This is a genomic window from Micromonospora sp. NPDC000121 (assembly GCF_042899165.1).
GTDB lineage: Bacteria > Actinomycetota > Actinomycetes > Mycobacteriales > Micromonosporaceae > Micromonospora.
Map to the genome: position 1 here is coordinate 918,335 of NZ_JBIAZP010000001.1, position 18,353 is coordinate 936,687.

General features: G+C 75.5%; 16 protein-coding genes. 8 read left to right on the plus strand and 8 right to left on the minus strand.

Features of this window, described 5'->3' with window-relative positions:
• The first annotated feature begins 104 nt into the window (after window positions 1-104).
• Genes ACFY23_RS04505 through ACFY23_RS04515 form a run of 3 tightly spaced genes read left to right on the plus strand, consistent with a single transcriptional unit; the run spans window position 105 to window position 1,785 of the window.
• On the plus strand, window positions 105-236 hold the full coding sequence (locus ACFY23_RS04505; RefSeq protein ID WP_350685437.1) for a hypothetical protein: 132 nt from the start codon (window positions 105-107) through the stop codon (window positions 234-236).
• Window positions 233-646, plus strand: coding sequence for a PPOX class F420-dependent oxidoreductase (locus ACFY23_RS04510; protein WP_350685436.1), 414 nt, complete (start codon window positions 233-235; stop codon window positions 644-646). Before ACFY23_RS04505 ends, ACFY23_RS04510 begins: the two co-directional genes overlap by 4 nt.
• Before the next feature lie 59 nt (window positions 647-705).
• Window positions 706-1,785 (plus strand): adenosine deaminase, encoded by a 1,080-nt coding sequence (locus ACFY23_RS04515; protein ID WP_350685434.1) that lies wholly within the window; start codon window positions 706-708, stop codon window positions 1,783-1,785.
• A 21-nt stretch (window positions 1,786-1,806) separates the two neighbouring features.
• Here the strand turns inward: ACFY23_RS04515 and ACFY23_RS04520 are convergent, their stop codons facing one another.
• The gene (locus tag ACFY23_RS04520; protein WP_350685432.1) at window positions 1,807-2,328 is read right to left on the minus strand and encodes an ATP-binding protein; all 522 of its coding nucleotides are present in this window, start codon (window positions 2,326-2,328) and stop codon (window positions 1,807-1,809) included.
• 277 nt (window positions 2,329-2,605) lie between these two features.
• Between ACFY23_RS04520 and ACFY23_RS04525 the strand changes: the two genes are divergently transcribed.
• The 4 genes from ACFY23_RS04525 (at window position 2,606) to ACFY23_RS04540 (ending at window position 7,666) form a co-directional block, all read left to right on the plus strand.
• Window positions 2,606-6,196 carry a nitrate- and nitrite sensing domain-containing protein gene (locus tag ACFY23_RS04525; RefSeq protein ID WP_350685431.1) on the plus strand — a complete coding sequence of 1,197 codons (3,591 nt, stop codon included), beginning with the start codon at window positions 2,606-2,608 and terminating at the stop codon, window positions 6,194-6,196.
• A complete protein-coding gene (locus ACFY23_RS04530) occupies window positions 6,193-6,597 on the plus strand; it encodes a roadblock/LC7 domain-containing protein (protein WP_067370442.1) in 405 nt (134 codons plus the stop codon). Before ACFY23_RS04525 ends, ACFY23_RS04530 begins: the two co-directional genes overlap by 4 nt.
• Window positions 6,598-6,693: 96 nt before the next feature.
• Window positions 6,694-7,071 (plus strand): DUF742 domain-containing protein, encoded by a 378-nt coding sequence (locus ACFY23_RS04535; protein ID WP_350685443.1) that lies wholly within the window; start codon window positions 6,694-6,696, stop codon window positions 7,069-7,071.
• Window position 7,072: 1 nt separating this feature from the next.
• Entirely contained in the window at window positions 7,073-7,666 is a 594-nt protein-coding gene (locus ACFY23_RS04540) for an ATP/GTP-binding protein (protein WP_350685429.1), read from the plus strand.
• Between the two features lie 157 nt (window positions 7,667-7,823).
• Here ACFY23_RS04540 and ACFY23_RS04545 read toward each other — a convergent pair whose 3' ends face one another.
• From ACFY23_RS04545 to ACFY23_RS04555, 3 genes are all read right to left on the minus strand, one after another.
• Entirely contained in the window at window positions 7,824-9,044 is a 1,221-nt protein-coding gene (locus tag ACFY23_RS04545; protein WP_350685428.1) for an ABC transporter substrate-binding protein, read from the minus strand.
• A 131-nt stretch (window positions 9,045-9,175) separates the two neighbouring features.
• The gene (locus ACFY23_RS04550) at window positions 9,176-11,527 is read right to left on the minus strand and encodes a transposase (RefSeq protein WP_350818878.1); all 2,352 of its coding nucleotides are present in this window, start codon (window positions 11,525-11,527) and stop codon (window positions 9,176-9,178) included.
• Between the two features lie 40 nt (window positions 11,528-11,567).
• A complete protein-coding gene (locus tag ACFY23_RS04555; RefSeq protein WP_350687079.1) occupies window positions 11,568-12,509 on the minus strand; it encodes a DNA primase in 942 nt (313 codons plus the stop codon).
• Window positions 12,510-12,626: 117 nt separating this feature from the next.
• Here ACFY23_RS04555 and ACFY23_RS04560 point away from each other — a divergent pair, with 117 nt between their 5' ends.
• A complete protein-coding gene (locus ACFY23_RS04560; RefSeq protein WP_350687074.1) occupies window positions 12,627-12,968 on the plus strand; it encodes a helix-turn-helix transcriptional regulator in 342 nt (113 codons plus the stop codon).
• Between the two features lie 69 nt (window positions 12,969-13,037).
• Here ACFY23_RS04560 and ACFY23_RS04565 read toward each other — a convergent pair whose 3' ends face one another.
• From ACFY23_RS04565 to ACFY23_RS04580, 4 genes are all read right to left on the minus strand, one after another.
• Window positions 13,038-13,706 (minus strand): permease prefix domain 1-containing protein, encoded by a 669-nt coding sequence (locus ACFY23_RS04565; protein WP_350687075.1) that lies wholly within the window; start codon window positions 13,704-13,706, stop codon window positions 13,038-13,040.
• A 92-nt stretch (window positions 13,707-13,798) separates the two neighbouring features.
• Complete coding sequence (gene cydC, locus ACFY23_RS04570) at window positions 13,799-15,655, minus strand: thiol reductant ABC exporter subunit CydC (protein WP_387035859.1); 1,857 nt, start codon at window positions 15,653-15,655, stop codon at window positions 13,799-13,801.
• An 11-nt stretch (window positions 15,656-15,666) separates the two neighbouring features.
• Window positions 15,667-17,346, minus strand: coding sequence for a thiol reductant ABC exporter subunit CydD (gene cydD, locus ACFY23_RS04575; protein WP_350818876.1), 1,680 nt, complete (start codon window positions 17,344-17,346; stop codon window positions 15,667-15,669).
• Complete coding sequence (locus ACFY23_RS04580; RefSeq protein ID WP_350685889.1) at window positions 17,343-18,350, minus strand: cytochrome d ubiquinol oxidase subunit II; 1,008 nt, start codon at window positions 18,348-18,350, stop codon at window positions 17,343-17,345. The genes cydD and ACFY23_RS04580 overlap by 4 nt, the downstream gene beginning before the upstream one ends.
• Between the last annotated feature and the right edge of the window lie 3 nt (window positions 18,351-18,353).

The window sequence follows — 18,353 nt, forward strand, 5'->3', positions numbered from 1 at the left end:
TCCTAGGGTCGGTGACATGTCAACCAGATGGGTTGGCGCGCCACCTCGTCCGACGTTCACCGTGCCGGTTTCGGGCCGGCCCGTCACCCAGGAGCGACACCGTCATGCCCCGTCTGAACGTCATCGTCGCCAGCACCCGGCCCGGCCGGGTGGGCCGCCGGCTCGGCGACTGGTTCACCGAGGTCGCCGTCGCGCGGCTCACCGCCGCCCTCGCCCCGCTGCGGATACCGGCGTGACCGCCCGGCTGTGGGAGCTGTTCGGCGAACGCGGTCGGGGCGTGCTGGTGACCCTGCGCCGGGACGGCCGACCGCAGCTCTCCAACGTCGACTACCTGGCCGAGCCCGGCCTGATCCGGTGCTCCACCACCGCCGGCCGGGCCAAGGTGCGCAACCTGCGCCGCGACCCCCGGGTCAGCCTCCACGTCACGACGGCCGACGGCGGAGCGTACGCCGTGGCGGAGGGGGCGGCCGCCCTCACCCCGCCGGCGGCGGCGCCCGACGACGCCACCGTCGAGGAGTTGGTCGAGGTCTACCGGCGGATCCGCGGCGAGCACCCCGACTGGGCCGAATACCGGGCGGCGATGGTCGCCGACGGCCGGCTGGTGCTCCGGCTCACCGTCGACCGGCTCTACGGCTGGCGTCCCTGACCGATCGCGGGGCCGCCGGTCGCGTGGGCCGGGACGACGGGGCCGACTAGGGTCTGGGCATGGTCGCGACAATCCGTTACGAGGACATCGTCAAGGTCCCGAAGGCGCTGCTGCACGATCACCTCGACGGCGGCCTGCGGCCGGCGACGATCGTCGAGCTGGCCGCCGAGGCAGGCCACGAGCTGCCCACCACCGACCCCGAGGCGCTCGGCCGGTGGTTCGTCGAGGCGGCCAACTCCGGCTCCCTGGAGCGTTACCTGGAGACGTTCGCGCACACCGTCGCCGTCATGCAGACGGCGCCGGCGCTGCGCCGGGTGGCCCGGGAGTGCGCGCAGGACCTGGCCGCCGACGGGGTGGTCTACGCCGAGGTGCGGTTCGCCCCCGAGCAGCACCTGGAGCGGGACCTGACCCTGGACGAGGTGGTGGAGGCGGTGCTGGCCGGCTTCGTCGAGGGCAGCGCGCTGGCGGCCGAGGCGGGCACCCCCATCCGGGTCGGCACCCTGCTCACCGCGATGCGGCACGCCGCCCGGTCGCAGGAGATCGCCGAGCTGGCCGTCCGGCACCGGGACGCCGGGGTGGTCGGCTTCGACATCGCCGGCGCCGAGGCGGGCTTCCCGCCCACCCGGCACCTGGACGCCTTCGAGTACCTCCAGCGGGAGAACTTCCACTTCACCATCCACGCCGGCGAGGCGTTCGGCCTGCCGTCGATCTGGCAGGCGATCCAGTGGTGCGGGGCGGACCGGCTCGGCCACGGGGTGCGGATCGTGGACGACATCACGCCCGGCCCGGAGCCGGTGCTCGGCCGGCTGGCCGCGTACGTGCGGGACAAGCGCATCCCGCTGGAGCTGTGCCCGTCGTCGAACGTGCAGACCGGGGCCGCCGCCTCGATCGCCGACCACCCGATCGGGCTGCTGCGGGACCTGCGCTTCCGGGTGACGGTGAACACCGACAACCGGTTGATGAGCGGCACCTCCATGTCGCGGGAGATGGCTCTGCTGGCGGACGCCTTCGGCTACGGCTGGAAGGAATTCCAGTGGTTCACCATCAACGCGATGAAGAGCGCCTTCATCCCGTTCGACGAGCGGCTGAAGATCATCGACGAGGTGATCAAGCCGGCGTACGCCAAGCTGCTGGGCTGAGCGCGGGCCGCGCGCCCGGCGTCAGGGGCGGTGCGGGTGGCCGGCGAGCAGGCCGGCCACCCGGCGCAGCACCTCGCCCGCGCGCGCGGCCTCCGCGCCGAGGCCGGTCTGCCGGCGCAGCACGGCCGGCTCGCTGCGCAGCAGCGTCAGCCCCCGGCGCACCAGCACCCGGGGTGCCTTGCGCTGCTCGGCGAGGTCGCGGGCCAGCCGGCGGACGAAGGTCGCGCCGCGCGGCCGCCGCAGGGCGTACGCCCCGGCGAGCACCCCCCGCCGGCGGCACTCCTCAACGATCTCGGCAGCGAAGATCCCTTCGGCAACGAAAAGTGGCGAACCGGCTATGTCGAATGGCCGGGTGGAGACGCGGCGGTCCTCACCGATCGCATAGACCGGCACATCGGCCTTGCCCTCCCTGGCCAGTCGGGCAATCGTTTCCACGGCCGCCTCGGCGTCCCAGGACCGGGGTGACTCCCAGTCGACCAGGCCGTCGCGTCGCGGCACCGTAGGGTCGTCGCCGTCCTTGTAGAAGTCGTCGAGGCAGAGCACCGGGAGGCCGGTTCGTTGCGCTATGTACGACTTTCCCGAGCCGGAAGGGCCGGCGAGCAGGACAACGCGGTGAGGGTGATCCATTACCTTCAGTGACTCCGGCCAGACGGACTGCTATCAAATTGCATCAACATCTCATCACACCTCGAGTGACGGCCAACCTGGGCTTTCTCTTTCAGGGGTGGCCGTGATGGAATCTCGGATGGTCCGACCCGCCGGGTCGGCCGCTGGGCGTTGCCCGAGGGCGACGCGGACGCTTAATCGCGAGGGCGGTGACGTGAGCAAACGGCCAAAGACGGCGGGCTCCTTCCTGTCACGGCTGCGCCGGCCTGCCGGTCGGGTCCGTGACATGCCGATCTGGTCCAAGCTCGGTCTCATCATGATCGTGCCGACCATCGCCACGGTCGTCGTGGGCACCAGCGGTCTGGTGGACCACCTGGAGACCCTCAACAATGCCAACCGGGCCGGTGACCTGGCCAATCTCGTCGGCTACTCGGGTGACCTGGTCGACACGCTCCAGGACGAGCGGACCAACGCGCTGCGCCTGCTGGGCGTGCCGAAGGGCCAGGACGCGGCCCGCTTCAAGAAGGCGTACGAGGAGGCCAACGGCGAGGTCGACAAGGCCAAGGGGCCGTACTCCCAGCAGCGGGGCAAGGTCGAGGACCTCCCGGCCAACCTCGAGACCCTGCTGGGCGAGATCGACCAGACCCTGACCGACCTTCCCGGCACCCGCAGCCAGGTCTTCAACGGCAAGCTCGGCCTCGTCCCGGCGATGCAGGCGTACGACGGCCTGATCGACAACCTGCTGAGCGTCCGCGACTCGGCCACCCAGCTCGCCGGCGACAACGACCTGAGCGACCAGATGCGCGCCGCGACCGCCACCGCCCGGAACAAGGAGTTCCTGTCCCGCCGCCGGGACGTGGTGCACCGCGCGTTCATCCAGCAGCGGCTCACGCCGAACCTGCGCAACGAGTACATCGCCGCCAGCACCGGCTCCAGCCAGTGGCTGCAGAGCTTCCGGGTGGTGGCCGCCCAGTCCGAGCAGGAGTACTACGCGCAGGTGGTCGCCGGCCCCGACCTGCGCGAGGCGAACACGTACAACAGCTGGCTCAACGGCATCACCACCGCCGACAGCCTGACCGGCGCGCCGTTCGACGCGGACGAGTGGGACGCGGCCATGGTGGCCAACGCCAAGCTCATCCGCACGGTCGAGTCGAAGATCGACAGCGACGTCGTCGCGGTCGCCGACGACCTGCGCTCGGACGTGCAGCGCCAGGTGTTCCTGGAGACCGGCCTGCTGCTCAGCATGCTGCTGCTGGCCATCCTCTTCGCCTACCTGGTCGCCCGCTCGATGGCCCGCTCGCTGCGCGACCTGCGACAGGGCGCCCTCTCGATCGCCCAGTACGGCCTGCCCCAGGCCGTGGCCCGGCTGCGTGACCCCCAGGTCACCGGCCAGCTCTCCCCGGTGCAGCTCGCCAACCAGATCGCCGAGCCGCTGCCGGTGCGCAGCAAGGACGAGTTCGGCCAGGTGACCGAGGCGTTCAACGCGGTCCACCTGGAGGCGGTCCGCACCGCCGCCGAGCAGGCCGCGCTGCGCGCGTCCGTCGCCACGATGTTCGTCAACCTGGCCCGCCGGTCGCAGATCCTGGTCGACCGCCTGATCGGCCACCTGGACCGGCTGGAGCGCGGCGAGGAGGACCCGGACCGGCTGGCCGAGCTGTTCCAGCTCGACCACCTGGCCACCCGGATGCGCCGCAACGACGAGAACCTGCTGGTGCTCGCCGGCGCCGACTCCACCCGCGTGCAGCGCGAGCCGGCCGCGCTGATCGACGTGCTCCGGGCCGCCCAGTCCGAGGTCGAGCACTACACCCGGATCGAGTTCGGGGTGATCGACCGGGACATCGAGGTCGCGGCCCACGCCGTCAACGACATGGTGCACCTGGTCGCCGAGCTGTTCGACAACGCCACCGCGTTCTCGCCGCCGGACTCGCACGTCATGGTCGAGGCCCGCCGGGTCGGCGACCGCGCCTCGCTCTACGTCGAGGACCGGGGCATCGGCATCAGCCGCGAGCAGCTCAACGAGCTCAACGAGCGGCTCGCCACGCCGCCGCAGGTGGACGTGGCGGTCTCGCGGATGATGGGCCTGGTCGTGGTCGCCCGGCTGGCGTCCCGCCACGGCGTCAAGGTCGAGCTGCGTCCCGGCACCGACCGGGGCACCGTCGCCGAGGTGGTCATGCCCACGTCGGTGCTCGTCCCCCGGGCCCTCTCCGGCCGCGCCCAGTCGTCGCCCGCCCTGCCCGTCTCCGGCGCCCCGGCGCCCGGCCCGGCGTCGGCGTTCGGCGGGCCGTCGTCCGGTCCGGCCCCGGCGTTCGGCGGGCCGTCGTCCGGCCCCGCCCCGGCCTTCGGCGCGCTGCCGGCGCTCGGCAGCCGCCCGGCCAACCCGATGCCGAGCCAGCGTCCCGGCGAGTCCGGCAACCAGGTGACCCTGGGTGGCCGGCCGTTCGACCCGGCGCCACGCAACGGGGCCGGCACGCCCGCCTCGACGGGCGGGATGGGGTCCATGCCGGCCTGGTCCGACCTGACCGGCGCCAGCGGGACCACCAACGGCGAGGCGTTCCGCCCGCGTACCTCCAACGGCCAGCCGATCGATCCGCTGCCGCAGCGGCGGTCCGGCGACGACCCGGACGCGACCGGCCAGCAGTCCGCCGTCCCGCGGCAGCTGCCCAGCAGCCCCGAGGCCCGGCCGTACTCGGCCCCGCCGGTTCCGCCGGTCTCCGCGCCGCCGGCGCCCTACGCGGGACCGCCGGTGTCGACCCCGCCGAGTCCCTACTCCGCGCCCCCGGTGTCCAGCCCACCGGTCTCCGGCATGCCGGTCTCGGCGTCGCCGGTGTCCGGCCACCCGGTCTCGGCCGCGCCGTTCTCCGGCCCGCCGGTCTCGGCGCCGCCGAGCAGCCCGCTGCCGCAGCGCCCGGTCCCCGGCGCGCAGGGCCCGGCCACGCCGGCACCGCCGGCCTGGCCGCCGGTCGCCGGGGCGGAGCGCGAGGCCGTGACGCCGCCGGTGCCCGAGCGCCTCGCCGCCGCGCTGGACATGACCACCGAACTCCCGCGGGTGCCGCGCGCCGGCGCGGACAACCCGGTCGCCCCGGCGCCGGAGCCGGCCGCCGCGTCGGCCCGGCTGGCCACCCCGCAGCCGGCCCAGAGCCGGCAGCGGTACGCGGACGAGACGATGGAGCTGCCGATCTTCCGGGAGCTCGAGTCGGCCTGGTTCCGGACCCGTCGGCCGGGCCCGGAGGAGGCGGCGGCGCCCGCCGCGAAGACAGCGGCCACCGGCGCCGCGACGCAGCAGTTCGCCCAGGTCGACGCCGGCGGTCAGGGCTCGCAGCAGACACCACCCGGGACAGGTAACGCACCGATGGCAGAGAAGCCGACGGCCGGAGGAGCGCCGCGCGAGGACGGATCGACGGTCAACGGGGCTGCCCGCCCCGGTGTCGCCGACAGCTTCGGTCATCGCCGGCCCTCCCCGCAGCAGGGCAGCGGCTGGCAGACCGCCGCCGACGACGGGTGGCGCGCGGCTTCGGCGGCGACCGAGGTCCCGGTGGCGGCGACCACCTCGACGGGCCTGCCCAAGCGCACCCCCATGGCACAGTTGGTGCCGGGTGCGGTGGAGAAGCCCACCACCTCGGTGCAGCGGCGCACGCCGGAGGGTGTCCGTGGCCTGCTCTCGGCATACCACCGGGGCGTGCAGCGGGGGCGTACGCACCCGGACAGCAACCCGACCAACCCGGAGGCGACTCCGGGAGGGCAGCAATCCTCGCAGTCTGGCTCAGGCCCGATGGCCGGGAGCGGGCAGAAGGAGCAAGAAGGATGACAACTACGCAGGATCTCGGTTGGCTGCTGGCCAACTTCGCGGACCGGGTGCCCGGTGTCGCGCACGCGGTCGCCGTCTCCGCGGACGGCCTGCTCCTCGCGTCGTCTCGGGACCTCCCGCGTGACCGGGCCGACCAGTTGGCCGCGATCGCGTCCGGCCTGGTCAGCCTCACCCAGGGCGCGGCCCGCTGCTTCGAGGGCGGCGCGGTGCTGCAGACCGTGGTCGAGATGGACAACGGCTTCCTGTTCCTGATGTCCATCTCGGACGGCTCGTCGTTCGCGGTGCTGGCCGCCCGTAGCTGCGACGTCGGGCAGGTCGGCTACGAGATGGCCCTGCTCGTCGACCGGGTGGGCGACGCGTTGACCCCGCAGCCGCGTGCGGCCGCGGGCATGCTGGGCTGACGACCTGCTGACCGGTGAGGTCGGCGGGGCGACAACGACAACGACGGGCTCCATCCGGAGCCGGTGCCGGGTACGACGAAGGAGGTGAGCGGCGACATGGTCGATCGTGACGAGCCGACAGGAGCGTTGGTCCGTCCGTACGCCGTGACCCGCGGTCGTACCCGCCCCCGTCTCGACATCGCGTTGGAGGCGCTCGTCGAGACGACGGTGCGCGGCCGGGCCGCTGCCAATGGCAACGGCGGCCAGGGCCGCGAGCACCAGTACATCGCCGCGCTGTGTGACGGACGTGTGCAATCGCTCGCCGAGATCGCGGCGCGGATGCAGCTTCCGCTCGGTGTGGCCCGGGTGCTCATCGCCGACATGGCGACGGACGGCCTGGTCGCGGTCCACGAGCCGACCATCCTGGACGACTCGGACGACGCGGTGGGCACTGAACTGCTGGAGAGGGTGCTGAGTGGACTTCGCAGGCTCTGACATGTCGCACCGGCCGCCGGCCCCGAGCGGGCGCGTGACGTCGGCGAAGATCGTGATCGCCGGTGGATTCGGCGTCGGCAAGACGACGCTGGTCGGCTCGGTCTCGGAGATCACGCCGCTGACGACCGAGGCGATCATGACCTCCGCCGGCGTGGGCGTCGACGACACCGCGCAGGTGCCGGGCAAGACGACGACCACCGTGGCGATGGACTTCGGTCGTATCTCGATCGACCGCGATCTGATCCTGTACCTGTTCGGTACGCCGGGTCAGACCCGGTTCTGGTTCATGTGGGACGAGCTGGTGCGCGGCGCGATCGGCGCGGTCGTGCTGGTGGACACCCGCCGACTGGCCGACTGCTTCGCGGCGATCGACTTCTTCGAGCACCGGCGGCTGCCGTACCTGGTGGCCATCAACTGCTTCGACGGGATGCAGTACCACGACCCGCAGGACGTCCGGGACGCGCTCGCGATCTCGAGCGACGTGCCGGTGGTGGCCTGCGACGCCCGGAACCGGGAGTCGACGAAGCACGTGCTGATCTCGCTGGTCGAGTACGTGCTCACCATGCGGCGCTCGCGCGCCGTAGCCCCGGCCTGATCGCGACGACGAGCGCCCGGCGTCGGCTTCGGCCGTCACCGGGCGCTCGTCGCTGCCCACGTCCCTCGGTGGGCTGTCGCTCACGCCCTTGGGCGGGCCGCTGCCCGCGTCGCGGGTGGCATGCCGGCGGGCGACGGTGGGGACGCGGGCGCGGGAGTCAGGACACCCTCGTCCAGGCGCCCGAGCTGACGGTGTAGAGGCCCAGCGACCCCTCGTCCATGCCGCCGTGCCGGATGGGGGTGAACGAGTACATCCCCGCCATCCCCTCGGTGACCTGGTTCTGCAGGAACGCCCGCAGGCGTCCACGGTCGACGCTGGTGGACAGCCGGGCCGCGTCGGCGATCAGCTGCACCGCGTCGGACGCGTACGGGGCGAAGCCGCTGAACCCACCGTGCAACTGCACGTACCGGTAGACGAAGTCCTTGCGCTGCAGTGCCGACATCGTGGTGTTGGCGAGCATGGCCCCGCCCAGCGAGACCGGGTGGACCGCGTACGCACCCTCCATCAGGGACGCGTTGGCGCCCCGCAGGGTCTCCTCGGCGACCGCGCCCGCGTCGAGGAACACCGGACCGTCGTACCCGGCCCGGCGCAGCGCCCCCACGGCGGCGGCGGAGTCCGGGGCGGTCGCCCAGACCACCACGCCGTCCGGGCGGGCGGCGGCCGTCGACCGGGCGGCGCGACGGAAGTCCTCGCCGGTGCGGGGCAGCCGGGTGCCGGCCGCCGGCTCCACCCCGGCCGTCCGCAGAGCCCCCGTCATGGCCCGTACGCCGGAGTCTCCGTGCAGCCCGTGCGCGGCCAGCACCGCCACCCGGCCCAGCCGCTGCGAGGCGATCAGCCCGGCCAACCGCCGGGCCATGTCACCGGCGTCCGGCGTGAGCTTGTAGACGTACGTCCGCTGCGGCAGCGGCAGCACGATGCCGTCGCCGAAGCCGAGCGAGAGGAACGGCACCCGCTGCTGCTGCGCCACCTCGGCCAGGGCGATCGAGGTCTCGGCCATGGTGCCGCCGAGCAGGGCGTGCACACCGGTGTCGCGGGCCAGCTCGGTGGCCTGCCGGGCCGCCAGCCGGGGATCGCCCGCGTTGTCCCGCACCTCCAGCCGTACGCTGCGGCGCAGGTTGCCGACCGGGACGCCCTTGGCGTTGAGCGCCTCGACGGTGATGTCCAGCGCCCGCTGCTGGAGTACGCCGAGCACGGCACCGGGGCCGGTCAGCTCCAGGCAGGCCCCGATCAGCAGTTCCCGACCGCCCGGCGCGACCGTCCTGACCGGATTCCCCTCGCCCGCCTCGCCGCGCCCGCAGGCGCTGAGCAGCAGCGTGCCCGCCGTCGCGGCCAGCAGACCGCGACGGGTGAGCACGGAGGGGTTGGTTGCCGATGTCACCACGAGTCGCCTTCCCACCCCGGCGACCCCTGCCGCCGGCTGTTCCGCCGGGTATGGTCCCGGCCGCCGCAACCCGGCGTCAAATTATCCGGGTGTGGGCAGGAACACCAGGTGGGAGGCGGTTTTGCGGCTCAGGAGCGGTAGCCGGCGGAGCGGTACTCGTATTCCCGGTCGTCGTCGCGGTCGCCGGTGTCGCGGCTGAAGTCCCAGCCGCCGGCGGCCTCCCGGCCAGGTCGACCGCCGACCGCGAACCCGCCGATCTCCTGCCCGCGACGCCAGCCGCGGAAGTAGCCGGTGGTGTTCTCGGCGAGGCTCGCCGCGTCCCGGACGATCCGCAGGGGACGCTCGTCCCGCAGCGGTGACCCGGGGACGAGGTTGGCCTGCGGGACCCGCTTGGGCAGCCCGGCCGAGGTCTCCGCGCCGACCGCCGGGCGGGCGGCCTGCTCGGCGGCCTGCCAGCCGGTGTCGGCCGTGGTGGACCAGTCCAGGTCGGACTCCTCGGCGTGCCCGACGAACCAGGCGGACTTCGCCTGGGCGAAGATCAGCAGGTCGCCGTCGCCCTCGTCGGAGATCGGCGGGGGCCGCCGCTCCACGGGCGGCGCCGGTCGGTGCTCGGCCACCGGGTGTTCGGCGCGGGGGGCCGGCCGGCCGTTGCGTCCGGGCTCCTCGCGGTCGACCAGCCGCAGCGGTGGCGTCTCCGGGTCGGGGGCCTGGCCCGGTCCGTCGCGCAGCGCGCGGTCGGCCAGCGGCGGCGGCTCGACCAGGCGCAGCATCGGCGGTTCCTGGGGCAGGTCGTCGGCGAGCCAGGGCGGGGTGACGCGACGCTCGGTGCCGGGGTCGGTCGGCGCGTCGATGCCGCTCCCGCCCCGGTCGCCGTAGGAACCGGCGACCGGGTTCTTCGCCGGGCTGTCGGACGGGTCCTCCGGGTTGTTGACCAGTGGCCAGTTGGCCCGGGACCCGGGGGGAGCGGACTCCTGGTCGGGCCGCGGCGTGGGCACGGGCACGGGCACGTTGTGGTCGGTGACGCTGAAGCCGCCCGTGGGCGCGGGAGACTCGCTGTTGGTCTTGGGCCGGGGCGGGATCACGGTGCGCTGCCGCTCGGCGCGGGCGCTCTGGATCGCCGCGGTGGTCAGCGTGGGCCGGAACGGCTCCCCGGCCTCGGCCGGGGGCACGGTGCCGCGCTGTACCGGGGCGATCGGGGTGATGCCGGGCGGCGGGGGCGGCGGCGCGGAGACCGGGCGGTTGGTCGGGCCGTCGATCCGGCTCGGCGCCGGGGCCGGCCGCGAGGGTGGCGCGGAGACCGGGGGACCGGCCACCGCGGCCGGGGCCACCGGCGCCGGGGCGACCGGCGGCGGCGTGACGGGTGCCGGGGCGACCGGCGGCGGGCCGAGCGGCCGGGGCGCCGGGGGCGGCGTCGCGCCGGAGACGGGCTCCGGACGGCTCCGGCGGCCGCCGGACGGCGTCGGCTCGGGCTCCGTGGGCCGGACGGGACGCAGGCCCGCTCCGGTGGGGGCGAGGCCGGGCAGGTCGCCGACCGGCTCGCCGCGTCGGGCCGCGGCCCGACGTCCGGGGGCCGACGCGGCGGGCGTGCCGGCACGGGCGTTGAGCGCGCCGACCAGGGCCTCGCAGCCGGCGTCGCACGCCCGGACGGAGGCGACGGCCTGCCGCACGGTCTCCGCCACGGCGGAGGTGAGGGCGCGGTTGACAGTGGCGCGCCGCGGTGTCTCGCTGATGGCGACCCGCAGGGCCGTCACGGCGTCGGTGAGCTGCTCGGCGCCCGCGACCCCGTCGGCCGCGAGCCGCGCCGCGATCGCGTCGGCGGCGACCGGCACCTCGCGGCCGCTCAGCATGCCCGGCTCGGGCAGCGCGTCCAGGACGGCCAGCGAGACCGGCTCGGCCGGGTCCGGGTACGCGCGCAACGCGGCCGGGTAGAGCTCGCGGAGCACCTCGCGCAGCGCGACGGCGGCGGAGTGCCGCCCGCTGGCCAGCGCGGCGTGCGCGGCGAGCACCTGCTTGTATCCGGCGAGGTCCCGGGGGGCCGGGAGGGTGACGGCGGAGAGCGCGCCGGCCTGCAGGGCACGCGCCAGGCCGACGGCGCGCCGCTCGGCCGGGGGCGACTGCATCTCCTCCAGGGAGTCGTCGTCGGCGAACCGCTCGGCGAAGTCGTCGACGGAGTCGTCGTCGGCGATCGCCAGGGGGCGACCCGCGGCGCTGAGCAGCGAGGTGACCGTGTGGTCGTCGCTGTCGGCGGCGATCGCCGCACCGCTCGGCCCGCCCGACCGCTCCACGAGCAGCGCGACCAGCTGGGCGTAGCCAGCCGGGTCGTCGCCGATCTCGCAGACATGCAGCAGACGGCCTGCGTCGTCGACCACAGCGGACGTCAGCGTCGAACCGGCCGAAGCCGGTCGGTCGGCCGGATCCGCCGAGGCCAGACCGCAGTACACGCGCACGAGCGCCACGGCGTCGTCCTCCTCCCGGGACACGAGGCTTTCTCTGCCAGAGACTGATGCTCCCCGTAAAGGGTCAGTCGCGCCAGTCCACGACCGCAGAGATCTTGCCGACAATGGTGCGCCAACCCAGACTTGCGGTTTGTGCCCCGATTTTCTTCAGCCGCCGACGGCCGAAGAACGCACCGAGGCCGCCGTCGACCGTGGCGCGCAGCGCCTCGTCCAGGTCGTCCAGGCTGGAACCGGCGGAGAGCATGTCCAGCACCGCGGGCAGGCGCAGCGCGTACGCCAGGTCGCGGGCCACCTCGCCGGCCTCGATGAGCAGCGTGGGGTCCCAGGTGTCGTGGCCGCCGCGGAGGTTCTCCACCACCAGGTCGAGCTCGTAGATGTCCTCGTCCAGCGGCGCGATGTCGGCCGGCTCCACCCGTTCGGACAGCTCGCTCCAACTGTCCAGTTGGGACAGGTCGTTGGGCGCGCCGGAGCGGATGAAACTGACCAGCGACTCCGGCGTCTTGAACAGCAGCAGCTTGCCGCGGTGGCTGAGGAAGACCGGAACCTCCTCGTCGCCCGCCTCGTCCTCGTCCTCGTCCTCGGCGGCCGCCTCGGCCTCCTCGTCGGCCTTGCCGCGGCGGGTCTTGCCGTCCTCCTCGTCGCTCTCGGCGAACTCCTGGGCGACGTCCTCGTCGAGGATGACGACGGTCTCGTCGTCCTCGTCCTCCTCGACGACCTGGCGCCGGGCCAGGAACGGGTCGTCCTGGTCGCGCTCGGCGACGTCCGTGGGGGTCAGCTCCCGCGCCGGCCGGTACGCCCGCAGCGTGTAGCCGGTGCCGGCGGGCAGCGCGATCTCCACCGGGTCGATCCGCAGCTCGTCCCAGAGGGCGCGGGCGGCCTCGGCCGAGACCGTTGCGGTGTCGGACTCGGCCGTGTCGTCCACGTCGTCGAGCTCGGGCTCGTCGGCGTCGGGCCGTTGGGGCGACTGGCGGGCCACGCTGACCTCCGTGTGCTTCGGGTTGCCCACCCGCCGACGTGCGCCGTCGACGAGTGACTCTGGGCACATACCCTAGTGGGCGACTCCCTGTGACCGTGCCCGCACCCCGGTGGCGGAGCGGCCCGCCAACAAGTAGCCTCTCTACACATGAAGGCCCAGGCGCTGCACGGACACCTCGACGCGCTGCTGCTCGCGGTGCTGGAGCAGGGCTCGATGCACGGCTACGCGATCATCGAGGCGCTGCGGAGCCGCAGCGACGGCGCGCTCGACCTGCCCACCGGCACCATCTACCCGGCGCTGCGCCGCCTGGAGCGGGCCGGCCACGTGGCCAGCACCTGGAGCACCGTCAACGGGCGCGAGCGGCGGACCTACCAGCTCACCGAAGCGGGGCGGCGGGCGCTGGCCGGAGAGCGGTCCGGGTGGCGCGAGTTCAGCAGCACCGTCGGCCGGTTCCTCGACACCGACGCCCCACCCACCGCGCCCGCCTGACGGCGCGGGCGGCCCGCTGACGGCCGGCACCGCGATCGTGGCCACGCCGGTTACACGCCGGCCCGCGGGTCAGCGGACGGCGAGCAGCCAGGTGCGGGCGGCCCGGCCGAGCCACACGTAACCGGCGGTGGCCACCACGGCCCCGACGAGCATCGGCGGCCAGGTGAGCGCGCCTTCCCACAGCCCGATCGACCACGCGAAGAGGGCCGCGCCGGCCAGCACGCCGAGGGCGAGGGCCCCGGTCAGCGCCGTGCCCACCGCCCGGCCGACCGCGCAGTCGCCGCGCAGCGCCCACCGACCGGCCCCGGCCAGCAGCAGCCCGACCGCCGCCAGCACGAACGCGGCGGCCCAGATCCAGTCCACCGAGGCCGACAGGAGCAGGTAGCCGGCCGGCGGGCGGGGTCCGTCGCTCCAGCTCGCCCCACGCCAGGTGAGGTCGCCGGCGACGAACGCGACCGCGGCCAGCCCGAGGACCCGCAGCGACAGCCCGCGCAGCGCGCCCACCGCCAGCTCCGCCTGGTAGGTCGGGGCCAGCAGCGCCGCGGAGCCGAACTCGGCCACCGCCCGGCGCTGGGCCTCCGCCGCCGGCAGCCCGTCCTCCCGGTACGCGTCGACGGCGTCCAGCAGACCGTGCCGCGCCTCGGTCAGCAGGTCGGACTTCAGCCGGCGCGGCCCGCGCAGCCGCGCGTCCAGCTCCCGCAGCCGCTCCTCCACCATCGTCGCGTCGTCGCACCGCATGGCACCACCCTGTCACGGACGGCCGCCGGGCGGTGTCCGGGACAACCCTGGCCCGACCCGGAGGTGCGGGCCGGGGAAGGAGCGTGCCGGGCTCAGGGGCGCAGCGCCAGGTACCCGCGTTCGGCGGCCTCCTGGAGCAGCCACTGGTCCCGGTACCAGCCGGGGGCCGCGACGAGGTCGGCGTGCCGGCCGCGCTGGGCCACCCGGCCGGCGTCCAGCACCACGATCTCGTCGAGGTCGGCCAGCCCGCTGAGCCGGTGGCTGATCAGCAGCACGGAGTGCCCGGCCGGGGTGGCCGCCAGCGCGGAGGCGAGCACCGCGTCGGCGGCGGCGGGGTCGAGCCCCTCGGTCGGCTCGTCGAGCACCAGCACGCCCGGCGCGGCGAGCAGCGCCCGGGCCAGCGCGAGCCGCTGCCGCTGGCCGCCGGAGAGCTGACCGCCCTCCTCGCCGACCACGGTGTCCCAGCCGTCGGGCTGCGCGCGTACCCAGTCCAGCAGCCCGGCCGCCGCGGTCGCCGCCGCCAGCTCGTCCTCGTCGGCGTCGGGCCGCCCGAGCAGCAGGTTCTCCCGCACGGTGGCGTGGAAGACGTACGCCTCGGCGAGCAGTCCGCCAACGGCACGGGGCAGCTCCCCGGCCCGGTACGCCGACAGGTCCCGCCCGTCCAGGGTGACCCGCCCGCGCTCGGGGCGTACGGAGCCGGTGAGGACGGCGGCGAGGGTGCTCTTGCCGGCGCCGCTGGGCCCGACCACGGCCACCCGGCGGCCGGGCGGCAGCTCCAGGCCGAACCCGTCCAGGGCGGGCGCGGCGCCCTCCCGGTAGCGCACGGTCAACTCCTCGAACCGCACGTCGTACGGCCCGGGGCCGACCGGCTCGCCGTCGGACGGGGGCACCTCGTCCGCCTCCTCGAGCAGGGCGGCCACCCGGGTCAGGCCGGTGCGGAGCTGGGTCCACTGCCGGGCGGCCCCGACCAGCGCCAGGGCGATCTCGACGGCGGCGAGCGTGCCCACCGCCAGTACGCCGACCAGCACCCCGCCCACGTCCGCCGCCAGGGCGGCGAGGACCACCGCGCCCGCGGTCAGCCCGGCCACCAGCACCCCGGCCGCGTCGACGGCGAAGCCCGTGGCGGCGAGCCGCCGTTCCAGCCGGGCCAGGCGCCGGGCGCGTTCCCCGGCCGCGTCCAGCGCGTGCCCGGTGGCGCCGAACGCGGCCAGGTCGGCGGCGCCGTGGGTGAGGTCGACGGCGTCGGTGGCGAGCGCGCCGCGCAGCGGCGCCAGTTCGGCGGCGGCGCGCCGGGTCAGCGCGGTGGCCAGGGCGGGCAGCGCGACCCCGGCGACCAGCAGCCCGACGGCGAGCGCCCCGGCGGCGGCCGGCGAGACCAGCGCCGCCCCGCCGACCGCGACCAGGCTGACCAGGGCCGCCGCCGAGGCCGGCACCAGCACCCGCAGCAGCAGGTCCTGGACCGCCTCGACGTCCGAGACGAGCCGGCTCAGGGCGTCACCCGAGCGCTGCCGCAGCGTCGGCCGGGCGGCGAGGCTGGCGAAGACCCGGGCCCGGACGTCGGTGATCAGCCGCAGCACGGCGTCGTGCCCGGCGAGCCGCTCGGTGTAGCGGAGCACCCCCCGGCCCACCGCCAGCGCCCGGACCGCGACGATCGCCACGGTGAGGCGGTCCAGCGGGGGCCGGCCGGCGGCGCTCATCAACAGCCAGGTCGCGGTGGCCATCAGGGCGAGGCCGGCGAACTCGGTGGCGGCGGCGAGCAGCCCCGCGCCGAGCAGCCGGTTCAGGTACGGCCGGGCCAGCCGCAGCACGGTCCGCTCGGGCGAGCGGGCGCGGCCCGGGGCCGGCGTGGTGGCGCCGCCCTCGGGTCGTGGCCCGGCAAGGTCGCCGGCCGGCCCCGGCCCGCCGGCGGCACCGTCCCCGGGTCGGGTCCGGCCGCCGCCGGGCGACATCGGCTCGTCGGTCATCGGGTCGCCTCCCCGGCCGCCGCCGGGGCCAGCTCCGTGACCCGGCCGTCCTCGATCCGCAGGATCCGGTCCGCGTCGGCGAGCAGCGCCGGCCGGTGCGCCACCAGCAGGGCCGTCCGCCCGGTCACCAGGCGACGGGTGGCGTCGAGGACGACGGCCTCGCTCGCGCTGTCCAGCCGGGCGGTCGGCTCGTCGAGCAGCACCACCGGGGCGTCCCGCAGGAACGCGCGGGCCAGCGCGACCCGCTGCCGCTGCCCGCTGGACAGGCCGTGCCCGCGCTCGCCGAGCACGGTGGCGAGCCCGTCGGGCAGCCCGGCGACGACGTCGTCGAGGGCGGCGTCGCGGACGGCGGTGGCGAGGGCCGCGTCCGGGGTGTCGGGGGCGCCGAGCCGGATGTTGTCGGCCAGCGAGGCGGCGAAGAGGTGGGCCCGCTGCGGCACCCAGGCGACCTGGCGGCGCCAGGCGTCCAGGTCCGCGCCGGCCAGGTCCACCCCGCCGACGGTGACCCGGCCGGCGGTGGGGGCCACGAAGCCGAGCAGCAGGCCGAGCAGCGTGCTCTTGCCGGCGCCGCTCGGGCCGACGACCGCGACGCGTTCGCCCGGCCGGATGGTCAGCGTGACGTCGCGCAGCGCGGTGGTCCGCTCGTACTCGACGGTCACCGACTCGAACCGGATCTCGCCCCGGCCGTCCGGCGTCGCCGCGGCGCCGGCGCGGGCGGCCGGCGCGGGGGCGGCGGCCGAGAGGGTCAGCGCCTCGTCCAGCGCGGTCAGTCCCTCCATGCTGGCGTGGAAACGGCTGCCGGCCGCCCGCAGCGGCAGGTACGCCTCCGGCGTGAGCAGCAGCACCAGCAGCGCGGTCTGGAGGGTCAGGCCCCCGCCGAGCAGCCGTACGCCCACCGGCACGGCGACCAGCGCCACCGAGAGGGTGGCGACCAACTCCAGCACCAGGGCGGAGAGGAACGCGATCCGCAGCGTCTTCATGGTCGCCACGCGGTGCCCGTCGGCCATCCGGCGGACGGCGTCGGTCTGCGCCCGGGCCCGGCCGAACGCGCGCAGCGTGGGCAGCCCGGCGACCATGTCGAGGAAGTGCCCGCCGAGCAGGGAGAGCCGCCGCCACTGCCGCTCGGTGGCGGCCTGCGCCTGCCAGCCGAGCAGCGCGCCGAAGATCGGGATCAGCGGCAGGGTGACCGCGATGATCAGCGCCGAACTCCAGTCGGCGACGAAGACCCGGGCCAGCACGGCGACCGGCACGGTGACGCTCAGCACGAGCTGCGGGAGGTAGCCGGTGAAGTAGGCGTCCAGTGCGTCCAGCCCGCGCCCGGCCAGCGTGGCGAGCTGCCCGGCGCGCTGGCCGGCGACCCAGCCGGGGCCCTGTCGGCCGACCGCCCCCAGCAGCTCCTCGCGCAGCGCCGCCTTGACCGTCGCCGCGACCCGCGCCGACACCGTGCCCTGCGCCCAGACCAGCAGCGAGCGGGCGGCCACCGCGGCGACGAAGCCGGCCAGGGCGGGCCGGTCCAGCCGCCCGTCGAACCCGGTCGCCAGCAGCGCGGCCAGCGCGGTGGCCTGCGCGACGACCAGCCCCGCGGCCAGCACGCCGAGCACCGCGAGCACGGCGAGGTCGCGCCGGGCCGCGGGGACCCGGCGCAGCAGACGCGGGTCGAAGGGACGGCGGTTCACCAGTACACCGGTGCCCTGCCGTCGGTCCGTCCCCGGAAAACCCACCAGCACATCGCCTGAAAGCCTAGTAGGGCCGGCAGGAGCGGCACCGTCAGCCAGCCCAGCAGCCGCAGCGTGGGCGCGCTCGCCGCCGCGTCGGCCACCGTCAGGGACGCGCCGGGGTCGACCGTGGAGACCAGCGCGTAGGGCCAGAGGGTCGCGCCGACCAGCGCCACCGGCAGCGCCAGGGCCGCCCCGGTGGCGGCGAAGGCCAGCCCGGGCCGCCGCCGGCCGAGCGCCACCCGGGCCGCCAGCACCGCGGCCACCAGCAGCACCGGCAGCAGTACGCCGGCCACGGGCTGCCGGACGGCGGCGCGTACGTCGGCCGACAGCAGGCCGAGCGCGGTGGCCGCGCCGACGGCGGCGAGCGCCACCGGGACGAGCCGGCGGGCCAGCCGCCCGACCGGCGCGGCCTCGGCGGCCGGCAGCCGGAGGGTGAGGAAGGTCGCACCGTGCAGCGCGACCAGCGCGACGACGGCGAGCCCGACGGCGGCCACGAACGGGGTGAACAGGTGGGTCACGCCGGCGACGTGCCCGTCGGCGTGCAGCGGCACGCCCTGGAGCAGCCCGGCCAGCAGGGCGCCCCAGCCGAGCGCGGCGAGCAGACTGCCGACCACCACGATGCGGTCCCACCCGGCGCGGGCCCGTGGGCCGGACGGGCGGCTGCGTAGTTGCACCCCGGCGGTTACCAGGATCACCCCGGTCAGCGCGCCGACCACGGCCGGGTAGAAGCCGGAGAGCAGCTCCCCCTCCAGCACGGGGAAGGCGCCGAACAGGATGCCGACGGCGGCCACCAGCCAGACCTCGTTGCCGAGGAAGAACGGGCCGACGGCGTTCAGGGCGGCGCGGCGGCGGGCGGGATCGGCGCCCCGGGCGAGCAGCAGGCCCACGCCGTAGTCGTAGCCGCCGAGCACCAGGTAAGTGGCGAAGAAGAGGCCGAGCAGGGCGTACCAGGCGAGTTCCACGTC